We start from the raw sequence: 21014 nt of genomic DNA on the forward strand, positions 1-21014 counted from the left end.
GGAATAACATTGGAGCAAAGAGATGGATTTCTTAAAAACCAGTTTAGTGAAAACAGGCGTGATGCTTATCGAGTTAAATCGCCCAGAAAAACATAATGCGTTGAATAATGCCACCTTAAAACAACTTGTGGAGGTGCTGCAAGATTTAGAGCGGGACCAAAGTATTAAAACTGTTGTGATTACTGGTAATGAAACATGTTTTGCAGCGGGTGCTGATCTAAAAGAATTGGCAGCCCTTGATGTGGTGACAATCCAGCAAGATCAACGTCCGCTACTATGGAAACACATTGATGAGTTTTCAAAACCAATCATTATGGCGATCAATGGCTTTGCCTTTGGTGCAGGCTTTGAGCTCGCCTTGCATGGCGATATTGTGCTGACTGGTGAAAATGCACAATTTGCCTTACCCGAAATCGGTTTGGGTATGTTGCCTGGTGCAGGTGGTACACAGCGTTTAGCACGTTTGGTCGGACAGCAATTGGCCATGCGTTGGGCAATGACAGGGGAACGTATTTCTGCAGCGCTTGCATTACAACATGGCATTAGTAGCCAAATTTGCCCAAGCGCACTGACGGTGCAATATGCAATTGAACTGGCTGAAAAAATTGCCAAACAAGCGCCATTGGCAATCCGTGTCATTAAACAATCGTTGAAATCCATCCATGAAGTGACTTTAAGCCAAGGCTTGAAGCAAGAACGTCAGCATTTTGTCTGGCTTACGGCAACTCAAGACCGTAAGGAAGGTATTGATGCATTTTTTGAAAAAAGAAAACCAGAATTTAGAGGTGTGTAATGGATTACCAAACCATAATTGTTGAAGAAAAAAATGCAGTTGGCTATTTAACTTTTAATCGTCCAAAGCAACTGAATAGTTTTAATGAAACGATGCATCATGAAGTATCACAAACGTTAAAGGCCTGGGCCAAAGATTCAAATATTCGCGCGGTGGTGATTTCAGCCGAAGGTCGTGGTTTTTGTGCAGGGCAGGATTTAGCTGATCGAGTGGTTGATCCCAATGCAGACGCACCGGATTTGGGGGTATCGATTGAAAAATATTACAACCCATTAATCAAACTGATTACAGAAATGCAGAAACCCGTGATTTGTGCAGTAAATGGTGTGGCGGCTGGAGCAGGTGCAAATATTGCCTTGGCCTGTGACATTGTTCTTGCCGCAAAATCTGCATCATTTATTCAAGCCTTTTGTCGCTTAGGTTTGGTGCCTGACTCGGGAGGTACTTGGTTTTTACCCCGTTTGGTTGGACGCGCACAGGCGATGGGTTTGGCAATGCTGGGCGATAAAATTCCTGCTGAAAAGGCAGAGCAACTGGGCATGATTTGGCAAAGTGTTGCAGATGAACAACTCAAAGCTGAAGCGGAAAAATTGGCTGAGCATTTGGCAACACAACCCACCTATGGTTTGTCTTTAATTAAAAAAGCAATCCATGCTGCTGCTGACAATAGCCTTGATGATCAATTGATTTTAGAGCGTGACTTACAGCGTTTAGCCGGTCGTTCCAGCGATTATAAAGAAGGCGTACAAGCATTTATGCAAAAACGTAGCCCTGAATTTAAAGGATGCTAATCATGCAACAATTCAATTTACAGCAAGCAAATGTCGCTGTTATTGGTGCAGGAACGATGGGCATCGGGATTGCCCAACTGGCTGCGATGAATGGTCATCAAACGCTGCTCTTTGACCTTGATCTCAATACAGCCAAGGCAGCACTTGCACAGCTAACAGTACAACTGAATAAACGTGTACAAGCTGGGAAAATAACACAAGCCCTTGTGGACAGTACATTGGCAAATTTAACTGTGGTGGATGATATTCAGCAGCTTGCGGCAGCAGGATTAATTATTGAAGCTGTAGTGGAAAATAAAGAAGTGAAACAAAGCATTTTTCAACAACTTGCAGCGATTTGCTCTGAACAGACTATTTTTGCTTCTAATACCTCCTCCATTTCAATAACTGCAATAGCGTCTGTGATTCCACAACCTGAACGTGTGATTGGATTACACTTTTTTAACCCTGCACCAGTAATGAAACTAGTTGAAATTGTACAAGGCTTAAAAACTGCCAAAGTGAATGCAGATGCTTTGTTTAATCTGATGCAGACATGGAACAAAGTACCCGTTTTAGCCAAATCTACGCCCGGTTTTATTGTGAACCGCGTGGCTCGTCCGTATTATGCTGAAGCTTTCCGTGCTTTACAGGAAAATGTGACGACGCCTGAACAGTTAGATTTCATTTTACGTGAATGTGGTCGCTTTGCGATGGGACCATGTGAATTGACGGATTTAATTGGTCAAGATGTGAATTTTTCAGTGACACAGAGCGTTTATCAGGAATTTTTTTACGAGCCGCGTTATCGCCCCTCTCTTATTCAAAAACAACTGGTAGATGCAGGCTGTTTGGGGCGTAAAAATAAACAAGGCTTCTATAATTATCATCAAGAACAACCAACACCAGTATATCACTTACCTGAAATGACTCAGGATAGCTCACAGAACATGAATGTGAGTATCTATGGTGAATGGGCCAATCAAGCTGATTTTATTCAGCGCCTAAAAAATCAAATGACATTCAATATCAACAAAGTTGTGTCTCAACAAAATTATATTCAAATTGATGATATTGATCTCCAACTCACGCAAGGCGAATCTGCCGATATTGTTTATACACATCAAAAAGTTGTACTGATGGATTGGCATGCGGATTGGAACAAAGCTAAAGCAATTGCAGCGACTGCATCTCCAGCATGTTGCCAAGCAGATCAAGATAAAATGACACAATTCTTTGCTGCAATTGATATTCATGTAATTTGGACAAAAGATCATCCTGGGTTATATGTCATGCGAAGCATTGCAATGTTAGTCAATGAAGCTTGCGAGGCGGTTTTGCATGATGTCGCGACAGAACACGATATTGATGCTGCCATGAGATTTGGAGTGAATTATCCGCAAGGTCCGTTCCAATGGATGATGCAAATGGGTGCACAACAGATTTTGATGATTTTAGAAAATTTACATCAAGTTTATGGTGAAGAACGCTATCGCCCAAGTCTGTATTTAAGAAAAAAAGTTGCTGCTATGGCTTTACCCGTGCAGCAAACACAACAATTAAAACAAGCAGGATAAGGAGTAAAAAATGGAACAAGTGTTTATTTGTGCTGCTATTCGTACTCCAATTGGTCGTTATGCAGGAGCTTTAAGTAGTATCCGTACAGATGATTTGGCTGCTTTGCCGATTCAATATTTAAAACAACAACATCCTACGTTGGCTTGGGATCAGTTAGAAGAGCTTATCCTTGGTTGTGCTAACCAAGCCGGTGAGGATAATCGTAACGTCGCTCGAATGGCATCATTACTTGCGGGACTACCAGACTCAGTACCTGCGATTACGGTAAACCGTTTATGTGCTTCGGGATTAGATGCGATTGGTTTGGCTGCACGTGCTATTAAGTCAGGTGAAGCACAATTTGTATTGGCAGGTGGTGTTGAGTCAATGAGTCGTGCGCCATTTGTACAGTCCAAGCCAGAAACAGCTTTTAGCCGAACGCCAAGTATTTATGATACAACTATTGGTTGGCGCTTTATCAATCCAAAATTTAAAGCAAATTTTGGGGTGGACAGCATGCCCGAAACCGCAGAAAACGTTGCTGAAAAGTATCAGATTAGCCGTGAAGATCAGGATTTATTTGCTTTCAATAGTCAGAAAAAAACTGCAACTGCGCAACTTAATGGCGTGTTTGCAGAAGAAATATGTGCTGTAGAAATAATCGATCGTAAAAAAAATCTGACACGTATAACTGAAGACGAACATCCACGCGCAGAGACCTCACTGGAAAGTTTGGCAAAATTAAAAGCGCCGTTCCGCAAACAAGATGGTTCTGTCACAGCAGGAAATGCATCGGGGGTAAATGATGGTGCCGCTTGTGTGTTATTGACCAGTGAAGGCTTTGCAATGGCAAATCAGTTGAAACCACTTGCCAAAGTCATTGCGATGGCAAGTGCAGGCGTTGAAGCAAAATATATGGGAATTGGTCCAGTACCAGCAGTACAAAAACTGCTGAAACAGACAGGTTTAAGTCTGGATCAAATGGATGTCATTGAGCTGAATGAAGCATTTGCAGCACAATCACTTGCAGTAATGCGTGAACTAGGTCTGGATGATGATGATGCACGGGTCAATCCCAATGGCGGAGCAATTGCCTTAGGTCATCCATTGGGTATGAGTGGTACACGTTTGGTGATCACGGCAATGAAAGAATTGAAACGCCGTAATGGAAAATATGCACTATGTACGATGTGTGTGGGTGTTGGGCAAGGTGTTGCGCTTATTTTGGAAAATTTTGACGCATAACAGCCACTGCAAGACCAAACCAAGGATTTTAAGAAACAGCCAAAGGATGGCTGTTCAGGGAGTAACAATATGAATAACAATACATTGGAACATTTAGAAAAAGCATCGGTTGATGAGTTACGCAATGTTCAATTCGAACGTATAAAACAAACATTGCAACATGCTTATCAAAATAGTGCCGTCTATCGTCAGAAATTTGATGAAGTTGGGGTACATCCTGATGATTTTAAAACTTTAGCAGATCTAGCTAAATTTCCATTTACCTCTAAAAAAGATTTACGCGAAAATTATCCATTTGGCATGTTCGCAGTTCCGCAACAACAAATAGTAAGAGTACATGCTTCATCAGGGACAACGGGGCAACCCACTGTTGTGGGATATACTCAAAAAGATATTCAAGTTTGGTCTGATGTTGTGGCGCGTTCATTACGTGCTGCAGGTTTAAGTAATCAAGATATTATTCAAGTGTCTTATGGCTATGGACTATTCACTGGTGGTCTAGGCGCGCACTATGGTGTTGAGCGCTTAGGCGCAACGGTCATTCCTATGTCAGGTGGTCAAACTGAAAAGCAAGTACAATTGATACATGACTTTAAACCCACGGCAATTATGGTGACACCATCCTATTGCTTAAATATTATTGAAGCATTGGAAAAAAGATTTGGTACTGCCAAAGAGTGCTCCATTAAAACCGGAATATTTGGCGCGGAACCGTGGACCAATGAGATGCGTAAAGAAATTGAAGACCGTTTAAGGATTGATGCTCTGGATATCTATGGCTTATCTGAAGTGATGGGACCCGGTGTGGCGATGGAGTGTCTAGAGACTAAAGATGGTTTAACCATTTGGGAAGATCATTTTTACCCTGAAATTATCAATCCAGAAACAGGCGAAGTGTTGGCTGATGGTGAATTGGGCGAATTAGTTTTTACCACGATTACCAAAGAAGGCATGCCTGTCATTCGTTACCGAACTCGAGATTTGACTCGTTTATTGCCAGGTACAGCAAGAACAATGCGCCGTATGGATAAAATTGTTGGGCGTAGTGATGATATGATGATTATTCGTGGTGTAAATGTATTTCCATCTCAAATTGAAGAACAAATTTTACAAATCCCTGAATTGGTTCCTAATTATGAGATTCAGATTTGTAAACAAGGTCATCTGGATGGATTGCACATCCGTACAGAAATGCGTCAAGATATAACTCAGGAAATACACGCACAACTGTGTACTCAGCTCAAAACTAAGATCAAAACGATGGTTGGAATTACGGTAAGCATTGAAATTTTGACAGAAGGGGCATTGCCACGTTCAGAAGGTAAGGCTCAGCGTGTATTTGATTTGCGCAACAATAATCATGTTACACATCCATCAAGTACGCTTAGCCTTGGTTAATTTGAGTGTTGTTATTTGAGATTTTTAAATTAAGGTCCTATCGAACATTATGAATTCAAAATTAAAACTTGCTATAGATGATTTTATTACCAAAGAAATGTTAAGTGGAACTTCACTGATCATGACGGTTTTTGGTGACTGTGTGCATCATCACGGTGGGATTATCAGTCTTGCAAGTTTGATTCAGTTAATGAGTGTTTTCGGGCTCAATGAACGTTCGGTACGGACTGCTGTATTTAGACTGGTACAAAATGGCTGGTTAGTGTCTGAAAAGATTGGTCGTACAAGTTATTACCGTGTGACTGAAAGTAGTCTCAACGGTTTTACAGTCGCAGATACTAAAATTTATAATTTTAATCATAAAGAATGGGATCAAAGTTGGGATTTGGTCTTACTCAGTTCATTAGATATTGATAATAAACAAATTTTAAAGAAAGAGTTGGAGTGGCTGGGTTTTGCCAGTATCGCAAGTAATGTAATGGCTTATCCAAGTTGCGATAAATTGAAATTACAGAATTTATTGCTCAGTCAGAACATGACAGATCAAGTGGTAATTTTTAAAGCTGAAACTTTGCAACTGTGGCAAGAATCTTATCCAACGGTAAAACGAATGGTGGAAGTTAATTGGCCAATTCTTGAGTTACATTCACGTTATGAAAAATTTATCCAAGATTTTCGAGAGTTTTTAAATCTTGTGGAAAATTCAGATGATATGGATGCCGCACAAGCATTTCAAATCCGTATTTTGCTTATTCATCAATTCCGCCGAATTTTATTAAAAGACCCAAATTTACCATTTGAATTATTACCTTCAAACTGGTTATCGCTGAATGCGAGAAACTTAAGTAGTAACCTCTATCAACTGGTTGTTTTTGCAGGGGAAGAGTACTTTATGCAGTTTGCTCGCACATCAGAAGGTTTTATGCCACCTTTACATCCTATGTTTTATAAGCGATTTGGTGGTTTAAAAGTTGAGGAAATGGGTGTTTAAACCCACTAGTTCATTTAATTATTTAAATGAGTTGGGCTTTGAAAAATATGGATTATTCACATGCCTTGTTATGCCATTGATAATGTAATTCCAGTCGTACACCCTAACGCCTTTGTACATCCAACTGCTGTATTAATTGGTGATGTTATTCTTGAAGAGGGCGTTTATATTGGCCCTTTTGCTTCGTTACGTGCTGATTTTGGACAGATTCATGTCTGTAAAAATTCCAATGTGCAAGATAACTGTGTGATTCATGGCTTTCCGAAAAGTATTACCTTAATCGAAGAGTATGGGCATATCGGCCATGCTGCTATTTTACATGGCTGTACAATTGGCAAAAATGTTTTGGTTGGCATGAATAGTGTCATTCTTGATGAAGCTGAAATCGGTGAAAATACCATTATTGGTGCCAATAGCACAGTTAAAGCCAAGGCTGTTATACCAGCAAATGTGCTCGCTCTTGGAAGTCCTGCAAAAGTCGTTCGTGATTTACTAGAACAAGAAATTGAATGGAAGCGAAATGGAACAAATGAATATATTCATCTTGCACAGCGTTGTATAAATTCATTACGAGAGGTGGAACCTTTGATTTCTTTAGAAAATCGGTTGGATTTTACAAACTTTAAAGCTGAGCATAAGTTGTACTAGTAAAATATAAAGTTGTGATTAGATGTATCATCTGTAACGGAAAGGTATTAAGGAATATAGGTGGGTTGTATACGCTGAATATGTTAAATGGAAAAGTTAAAATCAATATAAACTATATGTATGAATCAATATTAAGGTAAAAAACGCCGTGTCTTTAACTTCGAAAACAAATCAAGAAATTTTTAAACAAATAATGGAAATCGCAAATAATTTTAACAGTGAGAAAGAAAACTATCTTCAAGCATATTCTTATTTTTTAAATTATTTTAGAAAAATTGATAGTATTCAATTGGATGATATCGTTATAGGAATAAGTTTTACTTATTCATGGATGCCAACAATTTTAAAAAAAATTGATCTTAAAATTCTGAAAATTTAATATTAATTTTGAATAAAGTAAAAAATGGAGAGGTAATCTCAATAGAAGAAATTAATTTATTAAAGCAAGCATTTAACAATTCTCTTGTTGGAACATCAAAGCTATTACATTTCATTAATCCAAATAAATATGCAATTTGGGACAGTAGAGTCTTTAAGTTCTTGAGTGGAGAAAAATCATATATTTCAAAATTTAAAGAAGCTGAAATTTATATTGAATATCTGCAGTTACTTGATAATTTGAAGTTAGAAGAGGATTTTAATATTTTTTTCACACTAATTCAGCATAAAGTTGGTTATGAAATTTCAGAATATAGAGCTTTAGAGTTGGCCTTTTACAAAGGTGGATAATTTAAAATTAAAAAATATGGTTTATGGTATTTTTATTTAAATATCAATATTTTGGTTTTAATTTTAAGTGCTCAGCGTACTGAAAAATTCTATTTTATGTATAATTTTAAAAGAAGTTAGGTTCGGGTTGTTTTTATTGAATAGTTAGTAAATTTTTATCGGATTTATTTCATATAATTCATTTTCTGTTCTATATTTTATTTTCAAAATAACAAGGAATGGATAATGAAAAAATTAACAATAGCATTGGCAACTGGATTGATGAGTATGAGTGGGTGGAGTGCTTGTACTTATAATTTGGATGCTTCATTGAGTCAAATACAAACATTAACTGGATATTCAGTACCTAATCTTGCACTTTTTCCTCAAATTTCAGATCAAAAAGCAAGTTTAAACTTATTGGCTGGATTGCCTGCTGGTTCAGCAGGTGATGTTATGACGCATTTTGCGACAAGTAGTGCTTATGCTAATAATATGATTGAATATTCGAAAACTCAAAGTGGCATTATTGGAAATAAATCGTTGCCTTTAAGCGGTACAGTTGCTGTAGAGTTTAGCTATAAGGTTCCATCCACAATTAGTCAAGGTGGATTATCCACACCAATTAGTGTTGGAGGAAATATGGAAAATGGTAAAATGTTCCAACTAGGAACATTTTATATAAATAATCGTGATGGTAATAATCATAACAATAATTTCTGGTTTTCATTAATAGCTGAAGGTGCAACTCAAGTTGATCTTAATAATTTAAATGGCTCTCAAGTCTCAAATACCTCACAATTACAAAAAATTGGTTTCTATATCAATCAAGCATCAAACCAAGTTGGTTTAATCGTAAATGGAGTAAATCAAGGATATGTTTACACACTTCCAAGTAAAGCAAAGAACATTGGAGTAATGCTAAGTGCTCTTTATCAAAATATTGCTGCGGTTGATGTTAATAAGGAATTTTCAGTAGAACTTATTACAGATAAAAATCAATTCCAATTTACTTATCCAACAGGTACGAAAGATATCTGTGGTAATGTAATTTAACTCAAATTAAATATATTCGCCTCTTTTTATAAATAGCGATTTAAAATTAATTAACCGCTTATTCTACCACTCCAATATTCATTAAAAAGATCGCATTAATGCGATCTTTTTCTTTTAAAACGAATACTTAAGTTATCCATGCTTATTTATTCTTTTTGCTGGCTTTTTTATATTCCAGATAGGCTTCTTCTGCAAATTTTCGTAATGAAGTCCCGATTGCTGCATATTGGAATTCATTTAAGTTGGCAAGCGAGGCGCGTGCAGAAGGGTGTTGAACACCAAAACCTGAACCCGGAAGTAGTACGACACCTGTTTCATCAGCAACTCGGAAAAGTAATTCTGTTGGATTCTTATTCTTCATCACCCAATCAGCAAATGCATCACCATATAGTTTCCGTGAGGTATTTTCTAAATTGACCAAGGTATAGTAATCGACTGCATTCGGATCTTGCGGAACTTCAACCCCAAGCTGTCTATAAAGCGCAGCATCACGTTCTCGAACTACAGATTTCACTGCTTTTTTATAGCTTTGGCGAGAATCCATCATATTAAATAAAGCAAAAAGAACCATTTGTACTTGTTGAGGTGTGGATAATCCAGCCGTGTGATTTAAGGCAACATTACGGCTATCGGCAACAAGGCGATCAATAAACTTAATACTAGATGGATCTGTGGTGAGGGATGAGTAACGTTCTTCGAGTTCTTTCTTGTCTTTTTTAGAAAGCGCCGCAATTTTTTTATCTAAAATATTATGATTACTCAAGGCAATGACCCCAAGTCTCCAACCAGTTGCACCAAAATATTTAGAGAAAGAATAAACCAGAATGGTATTGTCAGGGCAAATTGCAAACAAGGATTTAAAGTTATCTGCAAATGTGCCATAAACATCATCTGTTAAAATAATCAGGTCAGGACGTTTTTTAACAATATCAGCCAAAATCGCTAAACCTTCATCACTCATTTTAACCGAAGGTGGGTTGCTTGGATTCACCAAGAAAAATGCTTTAATCGATGGATCTTCTAATTTGCGTAATTCGGATTCAGGGTATTGCCAACCAAGATTAGGATCAGCCTTGATGAGTACTTCTTCGAGCTGATAATCGTTGAGTTTTGGAATTTCGAGATAAGGGGTAAAAATAGGCGAACCTATGGCAATACGATCACCATGTGAAATAATTTTATTTTCTTTTAATGAATTAAAAATATAAGCCATTGCAGCTGTACCACCTTCCACTGCAAATAAATCGAGTTCTTCTTTAGGCATACCTTGTACGCCCATTTCACGTAAAACATATTCTTTAATAATCTTTTCGCTGACTCTTAGCATTCGATCTGGGACAGGATAATTACAGCCAAGTATACCTTCGACCATTTCGAGTAAGAATGCATCAGGATCGAGTCCCAATTGGTCACGAACATAAGAAATTGCTTTACCCAGAAACACAACACCTGGCTTGTCACGATTTTCTAGGATGAAGTGGTCAAAGCGTGATTGCAATCCTTCTGCACGCGGAAATCCACCAAGCCCTTCTGGCATATAGGAAAAAGAAAATTCTGATTCAGTGGCAGAAAATAAACCCAATTGGAAAAAGGCACGCCGTGGAACAGTTGCAAGAAAGTTTGGATTTCCTCGTCCCGCATTGAGCATCATACGGTCGGTATGGCTTTGTGCTAAAGCAATCAATTCATCTTTGAGTTCAAATGGGCTCAGTTTTGCGTATTTTGAATAATCAACGTTCCCCATGGGAAGTCTCCTTAATTATCTTGAAGTGAATGAGTTTGAAATTTATAAAATTATTTATGCTAAACCGACAATCAGAGGGCCAAGCAAGGTTAAAAATACATTTGCGAGTGCATAGGTAATTGCAAATGGGACGGTCGGAATTGAGTTTCCAGCTTTGTCGAGTACGCCACCAAAAGCAGGATTTGCACTGCGTGAGCCAGTTAATGCTCCAGCCATTACGGCGACATTGTTATAACGGAGTACATAACGGGCAAACAGCATTGAAAGAATCAGCGGTACTAGCGTGACCACCACTCCGATCATAAATAGGGACAAGCCACTTTCTTTAATGGTTTGAATGGCCTGTAAACCTGATTGCAAACCGACAGCAGCAACAAAACCAGCAAGACCTAAATCTTTGAGAAGTTGTGAAGCAGCTAAAGGCATATTGCCGTGGACTTGGTTACGGCTACGTAGCCAACCAAATAACAGACCTGATAACAGCGCACCGCCACCTGCACCAAGAGTTAAAGGAACATCACCAATACGGACAACAAAGAGGCCAATGACTAAACCAACTACTAAACCTGCACCATGGAAAATCCAGTCTGTTTTTAAGCTTTCGGGTAAAGCTTTACCCGCTTCTTTGACTAAGCGTTCAAGATCGCTTTTAGTTCCATATACGGTGACCACATCGCCTTGACGCAGGACTGTATCATCACTTAAAGCTTGCGCTTCACTGTTACGTTTAATTGCCAGCACATAAATGCCATGCTTTAAGTAATCTGGGGTATTGGCTTTGATATCTCCAAGAGTACGGTTGGCATATTTTGAGTTTCGTAATATGACATCTGTGGTGTCCATGATCATTTCCATGCCTTGTGAGGATTGCAACTCAGATCCAATAAACTCGGCAATGGAAACGATACTTGCCCTGCGACCAACGACCAGAACAACATCATCTTTCTCTAAGGTAATTTCTGGCGCAACATCAATAAATTGATCTTTGCGTTTTAATCGTTCAATAGTGACGCTCGGTACTTGTGTTTCGAGTTCGGCAATGGTGTGTCCTGATGCTTGTTTGACTTTGTAAATACGACCAACAATTTCAGGCATAGCCAATTCTTGACCAGGTGCCAGTTCAAATGCACCTTTTAACTGCTCTGCTTGCGCTTTCAAAGCGTCATCATGAATTTCTCGCCCCATAAATTTTGGCAAGATATTCACACAGACAATAATTGCGCCTAAAGAACCAAAAATATAGGTCACGGCATATCCAATCGCAACATTGGCTTGAAGTTTCTGAATTTCTGCAAGTGGTAAGTCTAGGCGAGAAATCGCATCGCCTGCCGTACCAATAATCGCAGACTGGGTCATCCCACCTGCAGCCAAACCTGCGGCTAAGCCTTTATCTAGATTAAAGATTTTTGCCATGACTAAGACTGTAATGAGTCCACATACAGCCATAAAAATAGCCAGCAAAATTTCTTTAATGGATTGTGGCCCAAGCGATTTAAAAAACTGTGGGCCACTTTCAAAACCGACTGCATAAATAAATAAAGCAAAAAGAATCGCTTTTACACCATTGTCGATTGGTACGCCAATAAGACTTAGAATAACAGCGACAAGTAATGATCCTGCAACACCACCAAATTGAAACTTTCCAAATTGAAACTGACCGATCCAAAACCCTATTGCTAAGGATAAAAATAATAGGATTTCAGGACTATGTTTTAATTCACCTTGTAGCCATTCAATCATTTTACGGCCCCACCTTTATTATTTAATCTATATTTGATTATGAATAGAGTGTTCATTTTTTTTACGTTCAATGGAAAATACTATATCAGTCGAGGTTGTGTAAAATATCCATATTTGAAATATATTATTTCATGGTTTTTTTATTTATTTAAAGAATATACCAAATATGGTGAATATTAAATTATGCTTAAATAAGAAATAATTTAATTATTGTGGTGCCTTTTGCTTGCTTATTTATTTTTAATGAGATTTTTTGATTGATAATTTTTTATTAAAAGTTAATTTATTTAAAAAATAGATTTAATAAAAATAAACAAATTTTTTTGTATTTTTAAGGTGTTTGTATTGAGGGTTGTTTTATTATAAGTTATTGAAAATAATATATTATTTATTTTAATATTGGATATTTGTTTTTCTGGTGTTAGCAAAGTGTATCGTTTGGTAAACAGTATGGAAAAATATAAATATATTGTGCATTTTATTTGAAAAGTAATTAATAAATCAAAACATCATTATAAATGCAGGTATATATGTCATGAATAAAGTGTATAAATTGGTCTGGAATACTACAGTGGGAAGCTGGGTTGTAGTTTCTGAAATTGTAAAAGGTAATAAGAAATCGAAAATTAATAAAATTGTGAAAGGTTCGATGTTTTTATTATTTATTGTTAATTCAAATGCTATTTTGGCGCAAGATATTAACGAGAGTTTAAATGTAAATGGTAGTTTAACTGCAACTGGAGATGTAGTTGCAAATGGTGTTTCATTAACAACAGTAAATACTGATTTAAATCAAACAAAAACTGATTTAAATACCCTTGATGATCAAGTTAATAATACCTCTACGGGGTTGGTCACTAAGGTATCACAGGTTGATTTTGATAGCTTAAATAACCAAGTGAATGATTCAAGCACAGGGCTGGCGACGAAAGTGTCACAGTCGGATTTCAATAGCTTGAATAATCAGGTCAATGATGTAAACACAGGATTAAATAGCAAGGCATCTGCGACGGATTTGAATTCGCTGAAGAATCAAACTTGGAATATACAAAGCAATGGTGGAACGTCGAGCGCCGTAAAAGCTACAGATACCGTGAATTTTGTGAATGGTAAAAATATTGTTGTAACCAATGCGGGTACGGATATTTCAATTTCCACAGTGGATGATCCAGAGTTTAACTCGGTAAAAATTGGTGATACTGCAAATAATACTGTATTGACCAGTACAGCAAATGGTTTAGACCTGGGTGGCGATAAGCTCACAAATTTAGCCAACGGTAGTATTGCTGCAGGATCTACAGATGCAGTGACAGGCGGGCAAGTGAATGATTTACTTTTCCAAAGTGGTCAAGGTATCAAATATTTCCACACCAACTCATCGCTTGTTGATTCACAAGCCAATGGTTTAAATTCTCTCGCTATAGGCCCTGTGGCAAAATCTGAAGGTGAGCTATCAATCGCTATCGGTCATCTCTCAAATGCTACAGGACTCAACAGTATTGCTGTTGGAAATACAGCCAATGCCATCAATGATTATTCTATTGCTTTTGGTAAAGAAACAGGCGCACTTGGCGCCAATTCAACCTCTATTGGAAATGGTGGTCAAGCGAGAGCATTGACCCCGACTTATAACGTATCCAATACGCAACTGATTGCAATCAACGGTATTCCTGTCACCGCAATGGGAACGGATCCCAGCACTATTACTGAAATTAATGGGGTTGCTGTCTCTGCAACGCAAGTGAATCAATTCCTTACAGCTTTGCAAAATGGCGCCAATATGTCTGTTGGCGATAAAAGTGTTGCATTAGGGTCCTCTGCATTAGCAGGTGGGCCTTCAAGTATTGCAATTGGGGATGCTGCGATAGCAACAGGAACGCACTCAAATGCAATCGGTCAGGGTGCAAATGCCGTGGGAACCAATGCCAATGCGATAGGAACCTCGGCATCCGCTGCCACCAATGCCAATGCGATCGGAAATTCAGTGTCTGCAAGTGGAACTGCGAGTGTCGCAATCGGAAATCAAGCGACTTCAGGAGGCGCGAGTTCAATTGCATTAGGTGATGGCGCAAAATCTAGTGTGGTTAATGGAGTTTCAATTGGTAGTGCTGCAGGAGTTGGTTCTATTGGTTCAGGTACATTTGACCGCAATGGGCATATCGCTGTTGGAGCAAACGCGGGACAAAATATTAGTGGTAACCAATCGATTGCGATAGGGGTTGGTGCGGGTAGCAATTCAACAGTCAACTCAACAAGTTCTGATTACAATATTGCTTTAGGTAGCGATGCAGGAACAAACTTATCGGGTAATCAGAATATTTCAATTGGTTTTGGCAGCAATAAAGATAGAAACGCTACCGTACAAAGCTCAGTTGCGATCGGTGCGGCAACATTTACTGAAAGTTTAGGGGTTGCAGTTGGAACACGAGCAAGTGTTGCTCAAGGTGGTGTTGCACTCGGTTATGACTCGATTGTGACGGGTACTTCAGGGGTTGCAATTGGCTTGGATTCTTTAGCGGGTCAAAGTGATGTGGCACTAGGCTCGGGAAGTGTTGCGCAAAACAACTCACTTGGAAATGGCTATATCACCAATGTCTCTGGTGGTGTGGGAGGTTTTAACATTGTTTCGGTCGGGAATAAAAATGAGCAACGTCGAATTACCAATGTTGCCGATGGTTCAGAATTGCAAGATGCGGTGACGGTCAATCAGATTAAAGCTTTACAAAATGACATTATCCGTGTGATGGGCGCAACGGATGCAAAAGGTAATCCTGCAACTATTGGAAGTGGAGGTACTTTACCTCTAATCCAAGTCAATGTTAAAGATTCTTCAGGAAATACCAGTAAGCTTCCAACAACAATTCAAGATGCTTTTGATTTACTAGGTACAGGACAGATTGGCGGTGTAGTACCTGATGCTGTGTTGTATAACTCAGACAAATCAGTTGTGAATTTAGTCGGTACTGATGGAACGATCATTCGTAACGTAAAAGGCGATGAAAATGATCTGTCCTCAGCGGTGAATTTTGGGCAATTAAAAACAGCTGTTGCGGAAGCAGGACCACAATACTTTTCAGTAAATACCACGGATATCAATAATAAAAACAATACAGGGGCAAATGGCGACAATTCTTTAGCAATTGGTCCGAGTGCCAGTACATCTTCCCTTGCAGCGGGGAGTGTTGCTTTAGGTAGTAATGTGATTGTAGCAAGAGAAAAATCAGTTGCGATTGGTGCGGGTGCGGGTTCAGTAGGGGTTTCCTCAATTTCAATCGGTGATTCTTCGATTGCCACAGGCACAAATAATATTGCGATGGGAAAAAGCGCAGAAAGCCGTGGCGAAGATAGTATTGTCATCGGGAATGGTTCTGAGGCGGATGGAACCAAGTCAAACTATGCGGTCGTTGTAGGGAGTGACGCTGAAGTTAATTCCGCAGATCAAGGGATTGCAATTGGTCGTCAAGCATTGTCTCAGGGAGATAATGCGACGGCAATTGGTTATCAGTCTAAAGCCAATGGTGCACAGAGTGTTGCATTAGGACGCTTTGCCACAGCAACTGCTGAAGACAGTATGGCCTATGGAGATAATGCTAAAGCTTCGGGTGTGAATTCGACTGCAATAGGTTCAGATGCAAACAGTACTTCTCAAGATGGTTTGGCAATAGGCTCTCAAGCAAAAAGCTATGCAGCAAAGGCCACGGCAATTGGTCAAAACGCAGAAAGTGCTGGTGAAAATGCCATAGCGTTTGGTGTCAACAGTGTAAGTCGTGCTAAAGATGCCACTGCGATAGGTAATAATGCAACTTCAAATGGAATCAATGCGATTGCACTTGGCAAACAATCCAATGCAAACGCTTTAAATTCAATTGCGGTAGGTACGGGAACCAATGCACTTCAAGAGGATGCGGTCGCAATCGGAAATAGTGCTTCGGTGAGTGCGAAAGGCGCAACTGTATTGGGTAAGTCTGCAACAGCATCACATGAAAATGCTGTGGTTTTAGGAAATAACTCAGTTTCGGCAGCTTATGTGGCAACCAAATCAGCCACAATTAATGGCAAAACCTATAATTTTGCAGGAGCTTCCGCTGCATCTTCTAGTGTAAGTGTTGGGGATGTCGGGGCTGAACGAACCATTGTCAATGTCGCTGCTGGGCGTATCAGTAGCTCAAGTACAGATGCAATCAATGGCAGTCAATTGTATCAAACCAATCAAGCCATTACCGATTTGGCAGATACACCATTAAGCTTTGCCGGAGACACTGGCGCGAAAGTAGAGCGTAAATTGGGTGAGCAATTAAAGCTCACTGGTGGAGCGACTGGGGTACTTACAGATGGCAATCTTGGGGTTGTAAGTAATGGTACAGATACTTTGCAATTAAAATTGGCCAAAGATGTCAACCTGACCGCTCAAGGAAGCTTAAGCGTCGGCACTTCCAAAATTACAGATGGGCAGGTGGAAATTAAAGACAGTGCCAATAATAGTAATATCAGCACCTCCACTCAGACAGTGATTACTGCTGGGGCAAGCAGTAATAGCATAAATGCCAATACCATTAACTTAAAAAATGCGAGCAATAATGTTGTGTTAAGTGGCACAACAGGTACTTTGACAGGACTAACCAATAAAACTTTAACTGAATCAGACTTTGCCAAAATGGGGCGTGCAGCAACAGAAGAACAGCTTAAGTTAGTCAATGAGGTGGCTGAAAATGCCAACAAAGGTTGGAATTTAACCACCAACAAAGACGCTACAGGCACTACAAATATTGCAGCCACGGATACAGTCGATTTTTCAAATAGTGATGGCAATCTAGCCATTGGTCACACTGGTGCAAATGTCGATCTAAAACTTGCAGAAATCGTTAATGTGGGCGGACTTCCAGGTGGGGCAAACATTGCCATTAATGGCAAAAATGGCACGATTACAGGATTAACCAATACCACTTTTGATCCAAGTAACTATTTATCTGGGCGCGCTGCAACTGAGGATCAATTGGCAACACCAATTACATTTGCTGGAGATAATGCTGGTGTGAATGTCGATCGTAGATTGGGGCAACGCTTGAGTATTGTCGGTGGTGAATCTGTTGCGAGTAATTTAACCGACAATAACATCGGTGTGGTTGCAGACAGTACCGACAATAAACTAACCATTAAACTCGCTAAAGATATTCAGCTCGATAGTGTAAATGCGAGTGGCACAGTGATCGATAGCAAAGGCTTAACTTTTGTAAACGCAAGTGGCGGTGCTGTGCCGAATTCACCAAGTGTGACCGTGACAGGAATCAATGCGGGGACCAATAAAGTGACCAATGTTGCATTGGGTGATATTAGTGATAGCTCTATGGATGCTGTAAATGGGAGTCAGATTAAACAGATTATCGATAAAGGATTTAGCATTAGTGCAAATGCTGACAGTGCAGCAAAAGATACGATTGGTCTCGGTGAAAATGTTGATTTTAGTGCAACCGATGGCAACATTAAAATTACCAACACAGGCAATAATGGAATTAGCTTTGGGCTTGAGCCAGTGGTCAAGATTGGACCTGCCACAGGTGGAAATCCAATAACAGTCAATGGTAATACAGGAACAATTACAGGCCTAAGCAATACAACCACATCCAGTAATGACTTTGCTACAGTCGGTCGCGCGGCCACAGAAGAACAGCTCAAACAGATGCAAACTGGGCTCAATGATGCGGGCTTTGGCTTAACGGCTGGCGACGGCAATACCATCAACAAAAAATTGGGCGAAAGTATTGAGGTTATTGGTGCCGATAGCAATATTGCCACCAAAGTCACTGGTGGCAAAGTTGAAATAGAGCTCGCCAAAAATATTGATCTGAGTAGTGCAGGCAGTTTAACGGTCGGTACCAGTAAAATTTCTGATGGTCAAGTTGAATTAAAGGATGCGGGCAAATCGAATATTAGTACGGTGAATAGTACAATTGTCAGCGATGGTAGCAATAGCAGTACGCTGGGTGCAGGAAATATCAATGTCAGTAATGGCACTTATCAAACCCAAGTTGGTCCAACACAAATTGTTGTAGGTGGTGCAAATCCTGTTAGCGTAAATGGTTCAACAGGACGGGTGAGTGGTTTAAGCAATACCACTTGGGATCCAAATGCAATTTATAATCAAAAACAAGCTGCAACCGAAGAGCAGTTAAAACAAGTCAGTGATGTGGCTCAGAATGCCAATAAAGGCTGGAACGTCAAAACAGATGCTATTTTGGGGACAACGCAAGTCAAACCAGGCGATACGGTCGATGTTGGTTTAGCAACAGGTGAAACTAATTTAAATGTCAGTGCAAAAAATGATAGTAATGGAACGACAACCATTGATTTCAGTTTAAATAAAGATCTGAATATTGATAGCGTTACTGCGGGTACAGCAACGGACTCCACTGTACTGAATAAAGATGGTATGACCGTACAAGATGGTAGCACTCAAAGTGTGATCAGTTCTGGTGTGATCAGCGTCAAAAATACGGTCAATCAAGTTGTCCTTGATGCCAATAAAGGCACTCTAGAAGGTTTAACCAATAAGACTACATCAGGTAAAGATTTTGCTACCACAGGTCGTGCAGCCACAGAGGAACAGCTTAAAGAAATCCAAACTGGACTGAATGATGCCGGTTTTGCTTTAACCGCTCAGGATGGCAATACAGTAAATAAGAAATTAGGTGAAAGCGTTGATGTAATTGGTGCTGACAGTAATATCAGTACCAAGGTTGCAGCTGGAAAAGTACAGGTTGAGTTAGCAAAAAATATTGATCTTACTTCTGCAGGAAGTTTAACGGTTGGTAAAAGCAAAATCAGCGATGGCAAAGTCGAACTGAAAGATGGTGCTAAATCGAATATCAGTACCGTCGATGGTACATTGGTGAGTGATGCAAATAAAAATAGTAGTTGGATTGGTGCAGGCAGTATCAATCTAAGCAATGGCATTTATCAAACCCAAATGGGACCAACACAAATTATTGTGGGCGGTGCAAACCCTGTAACTGTGAATGGTGTAACAGGGACTATTGGTGGGCTGACCAATAAAACATTTAATCCAAATAACTTTGTCAGTGGTCAAGCTGCGACAGAAGATCAGCTTAAAGCGGTGAGCGATCGTATTCAAACAGCAAACCAAGGTTGGAATTTGACTACCAATGGAACCAATAGTAATCCAGTAAAATCAGGCGATACGGTCGATTTTAGTAACAAAGATGGCAATATTAATATCAGTAACAATGCCAATAATGTCAGTGTCGAATTAGCCAAAGATATTCAGGTTGACAGTGTGACCGCAGGCAATACCGTAATCAATAATGATGGTCTTAGCATTACTGGCGGGCCAAGTGTGACTAAAAATGGTATTGACGCTGCGGGCAATAAAGTCACCAATGTTGCAGAGGGGAGTATTGCTCAGAGCAGTAAAGATGCGGTGAATGGAAGCCAGATTCATAATATTATTGGGGATGGTGCATTCCAAGGCGGAGATGGCAATACCATTACCAACATCGGTGGGACAGGTGCAACCAACATTAATGATGCGATTAGCTCAATCAACCAAAAAGCTGGGCAACATTCTACAGTTATTGCTGGGCAGAATATGACGGTCACTGAAACAACCAATAGCCTAGGAGGTAAGGAATATAAGGTTGCAACAGCGGATGACGTAAAATTTAACACAGTTACCGCAAATACGGTTACTGCAGATAATGTCATAGCAAACACAGTCAAAGTGGGTGATGTTGCAATAGATCAAAATGGAATAAATGCTGGGAATAAAAAAATCACCAATGTTGCAGCAGGTGAAGTATCCAGCACTTCAAAAGATGCGGTTAATGGTTCACAACTCAATACATCAAACCAATACATCACAACATCTTTAGGCGGTGGCGCAAAATATGAAAATGGTCAGTTCACTCCGCCAACCTACAATGTAAATAACGGCTCATATCATAATGTGGGTGATGCTTTAGGTGCGCTTAATCAGGCTGATATTGATTTAGGTAATAAAATTACCAATCTAGGTGATCGTTTAGAGCAAGTATTTTATGACACCAATGGTCGCATAGATGATTTAGAGAAAAGAGCCAGTGCAGGCAATGCGCAAGCACTTGCAACAGCAGGTTTACCTCAAGCTTATATTCCAGGCAAAAGTATGATGGCAATCAGTGGGGGGACTTACCGTGGAGAAAGTGGGTATGCGATCGGGATGTCATCAATTTCAGATAATGGTCGATGGGTGTTTAAGGTGAGTGGAAGTGGTAACTCGCGTGGTGATTTTGGGGGAACTGTAGGTACTGGGATCCAATGGTAGTTTAGGGAAGCTAAGGCATTTTAGCCATGTAAACAGTGTCTTAGCTT

General features: G+C 39.6%; 13 protein-coding genes. 11 read left to right on the forward strand and 2 right to left on the reverse strand.

The features are described 5' to 3' along the window. Positions 1 to 22 precede the first annotated feature (22 nt). From ACQ7EO_RS04740 to ACQ7EO_RS04785, 10 genes are all read left to right on the forward strand, one after another. Positions 23 to 793, forward strand: coding sequence for an enoyl-CoA hydratase-related protein (locus ACQ7EO_RS04740; protein WP_262086765.1), 771 nt, complete (start codon positions 23 to 25; stop codon positions 791 to 793). Next, positions 793 to 1584, forward strand: a complete 792-nt coding sequence (paaG, locus tag ACQ7EO_RS04745; protein ID WP_303577531.1) for a 2-(1,2-epoxy-1,2-dihydrophenyl)acetyl-CoA isomerase PaaG — start codon at positions 793 to 795, stop codon at positions 1582 to 1584. Before ACQ7EO_RS04740 ends, paaG begins: the two co-directional genes overlap by 1 nt. A gap of 2 nt (positions 1585 to 1586) precedes the next feature. Then, positions 1587 to 3140, forward strand: coding sequence for a 3-hydroxyacyl-CoA dehydrogenase (locus ACQ7EO_RS04750; protein WP_434279004.1), 1554 nt, complete (start codon positions 1587 to 1589; stop codon positions 3138 to 3140). 10 nt (positions 3141 to 3150) lie between these two features. Continuing rightward, the gene (gene pcaF, locus ACQ7EO_RS04755; RefSeq protein WP_434279005.1) at positions 3151 to 4365 is read left to right on the forward strand and encodes a 3-oxoadipyl-CoA thiolase; all 1215 of its coding nucleotides are present in this window, start codon (positions 3151 to 3153) and stop codon (positions 4363 to 4365) included. A 69-nt stretch (positions 4366 to 4434) separates the two neighbouring features. Then, entirely contained in the window at positions 4435 to 5763 is a 1329-nt protein-coding gene (gene paaK / locus ACQ7EO_RS04760; RefSeq protein WP_434279006.1) for a phenylacetate--CoA ligase PaaK, read from the forward strand. Between the two features lie 49 nt (positions 5764 to 5812). Next, positions 5813 to 6754: a PaaX family transcriptional regulator gene (locus ACQ7EO_RS04765; RefSeq protein ID WP_434279007.1), complete on the forward strand. Its 942-nt coding sequence runs from the start codon at positions 5813 to 5815 to the stop codon at positions 6752 to 6754. Positions 6755 to 6814: 60 nt separating this feature from the next. Beyond that, entirely contained in the window at positions 6815 to 7402 is a 588-nt protein-coding gene (locus ACQ7EO_RS04770) for a gamma carbonic anhydrase family protein (protein ID WP_174762197.1), read from the forward strand. A gap of 148 nt (positions 7403 to 7550) precedes the next feature. Next, positions 7551 to 7781 (forward strand): hypothetical protein, encoded by a 231-nt coding sequence (locus ACQ7EO_RS04775; protein WP_434279008.1) that lies wholly within the window; start codon positions 7551 to 7553, stop codon positions 7779 to 7781. Positions 7782 to 7789: 8 nt separating this feature from the next. Next, on the forward strand, positions 7790 to 8131 hold the full coding sequence (locus ACQ7EO_RS04780) for a hypothetical protein (protein ID WP_434279009.1): 342 nt from the start codon (positions 7790 to 7792) through the stop codon (positions 8129 to 8131). A gap of 225 nt (positions 8132 to 8356) precedes the next feature. Next, entirely contained in the window at positions 8357 to 9166 is an 810-nt protein-coding gene (locus ACQ7EO_RS04785) for a DUF4882 family protein (protein WP_434279010.1), read from the forward strand. 142 nt (positions 9167 to 9308) lie between these two features. On the opposite strand, the gene ACQ7EO_RS04790 is transcribed toward ACQ7EO_RS04785, so the two are convergent. Together ACQ7EO_RS04790 and aspT are read right to left on the reverse strand one after the other, a co-directional pair. Continuing rightward, complete coding sequence (locus ACQ7EO_RS04790) at positions 9309 to 10910, reverse strand: bifunctional aspartate transaminase/aspartate 4-decarboxylase (protein WP_056513354.1); 1602 nt, start codon at positions 10908 to 10910, stop codon at positions 9309 to 9311. Positions 10911 to 10964: 54 nt separating this feature from the next. Beyond that, the gene (gene aspT, locus ACQ7EO_RS04795; RefSeq protein WP_004817270.1) at positions 10965 to 12650 is read right to left on the reverse strand and encodes an aspartate-alanine antiporter; all 1686 of its coding nucleotides are present in this window, start codon (positions 12648 to 12650) and stop codon (positions 10965 to 10967) included. Between the two features lie 535 nt (positions 12651 to 13185). On the opposite strand from aspT, the gene ACQ7EO_RS04800 reads away from it, so the two are divergent. Then, positions 13186 to 20967, forward strand: a complete 7782-nt coding sequence (locus tag ACQ7EO_RS04800; protein ID WP_434279011.1) for a YadA-like family protein — start codon at positions 13186 to 13188, stop codon at positions 20965 to 20967. Positions 20968 to 21014: the final 47 nt, after the last annotated feature.

Source organism: Acinetobacter sp. CE-15 (genome assembly GCF_051059255.1).
In the GTDB taxonomy this organism is placed as follows: Bacteria; Pseudomonadota; Gammaproteobacteria; order Pseudomonadales; family Moraxellaceae; genus Acinetobacter; species Acinetobacter guillouiae.

Excerpts from the sequence above, each read along its gene's own strand:
- aspT (WP_004817270.1), bottom strand. The coding sequence starts at position 12,650 with ATGATTGAATGGCTACAAGGTGAATTAAAACATAGTCCTGAAATCCTA.
- ACQ7EO_RS04765 (WP_434279007.1), top strand. The coding sequence starts at position 5,813 with ATGAATTCAAAATTAAAACTTGCTATAGATGATTTTATTACCAAAGAA.
- paaK (WP_434279006.1), top strand. The coding sequence starts at position 4,435 with ATGAATAACAATACATTGGAACATTTAGAAAAAGCATCGGTTGATGAG.
- paaG (WP_303577531.1), top strand. The coding sequence starts at position 793 with ATGGATTACCAAACCATAATTGTTGAAGAAAAAAATGCAGTTGGCTAT.
- ACQ7EO_RS04770 (WP_174762197.1), top strand. The coding sequence starts at position 6,815 with ATGCCTTGTTATGCCATTGATAATGTAATTCCAGTCGTACACCCTAAC.
- ACQ7EO_RS04740 (WP_262086765.1), top strand. The coding sequence starts at position 23 with ATGGATTTCTTAAAAACCAGTTTAGTGAAAACAGGCGTGATGCTTATC.
- ACQ7EO_RS04750 (WP_434279004.1), top strand. The coding sequence starts at position 1,587 with ATGCAACAATTCAATTTACAGCAAGCAAATGTCGCTGTTATTGGTGCA.
- ACQ7EO_RS04800 (WP_434279011.1), top strand. The coding sequence starts at position 13,186 with ATGAATAAAGTGTATAAATTGGTCTGGAATACTACAGTGGGAAGCTGG.
- ACQ7EO_RS04785 (WP_434279010.1), top strand. The coding sequence starts at position 8,357 with ATGAAAAAATTAACAATAGCATTGGCAACTGGATTGATGAGTATGAGT.
- pcaF (WP_434279005.1), top strand. The coding sequence starts at position 3,151 with ATGGAACAAGTGTTTATTTGTGCTGCTATTCGTACTCCAATTGGTCGT.
- ACQ7EO_RS04790 (WP_056513354.1), bottom strand. The coding sequence starts at position 10,910 with ATGGGGAACGTTGATTATTCAAAATACGCAAAACTGAGCCCATTTGAA.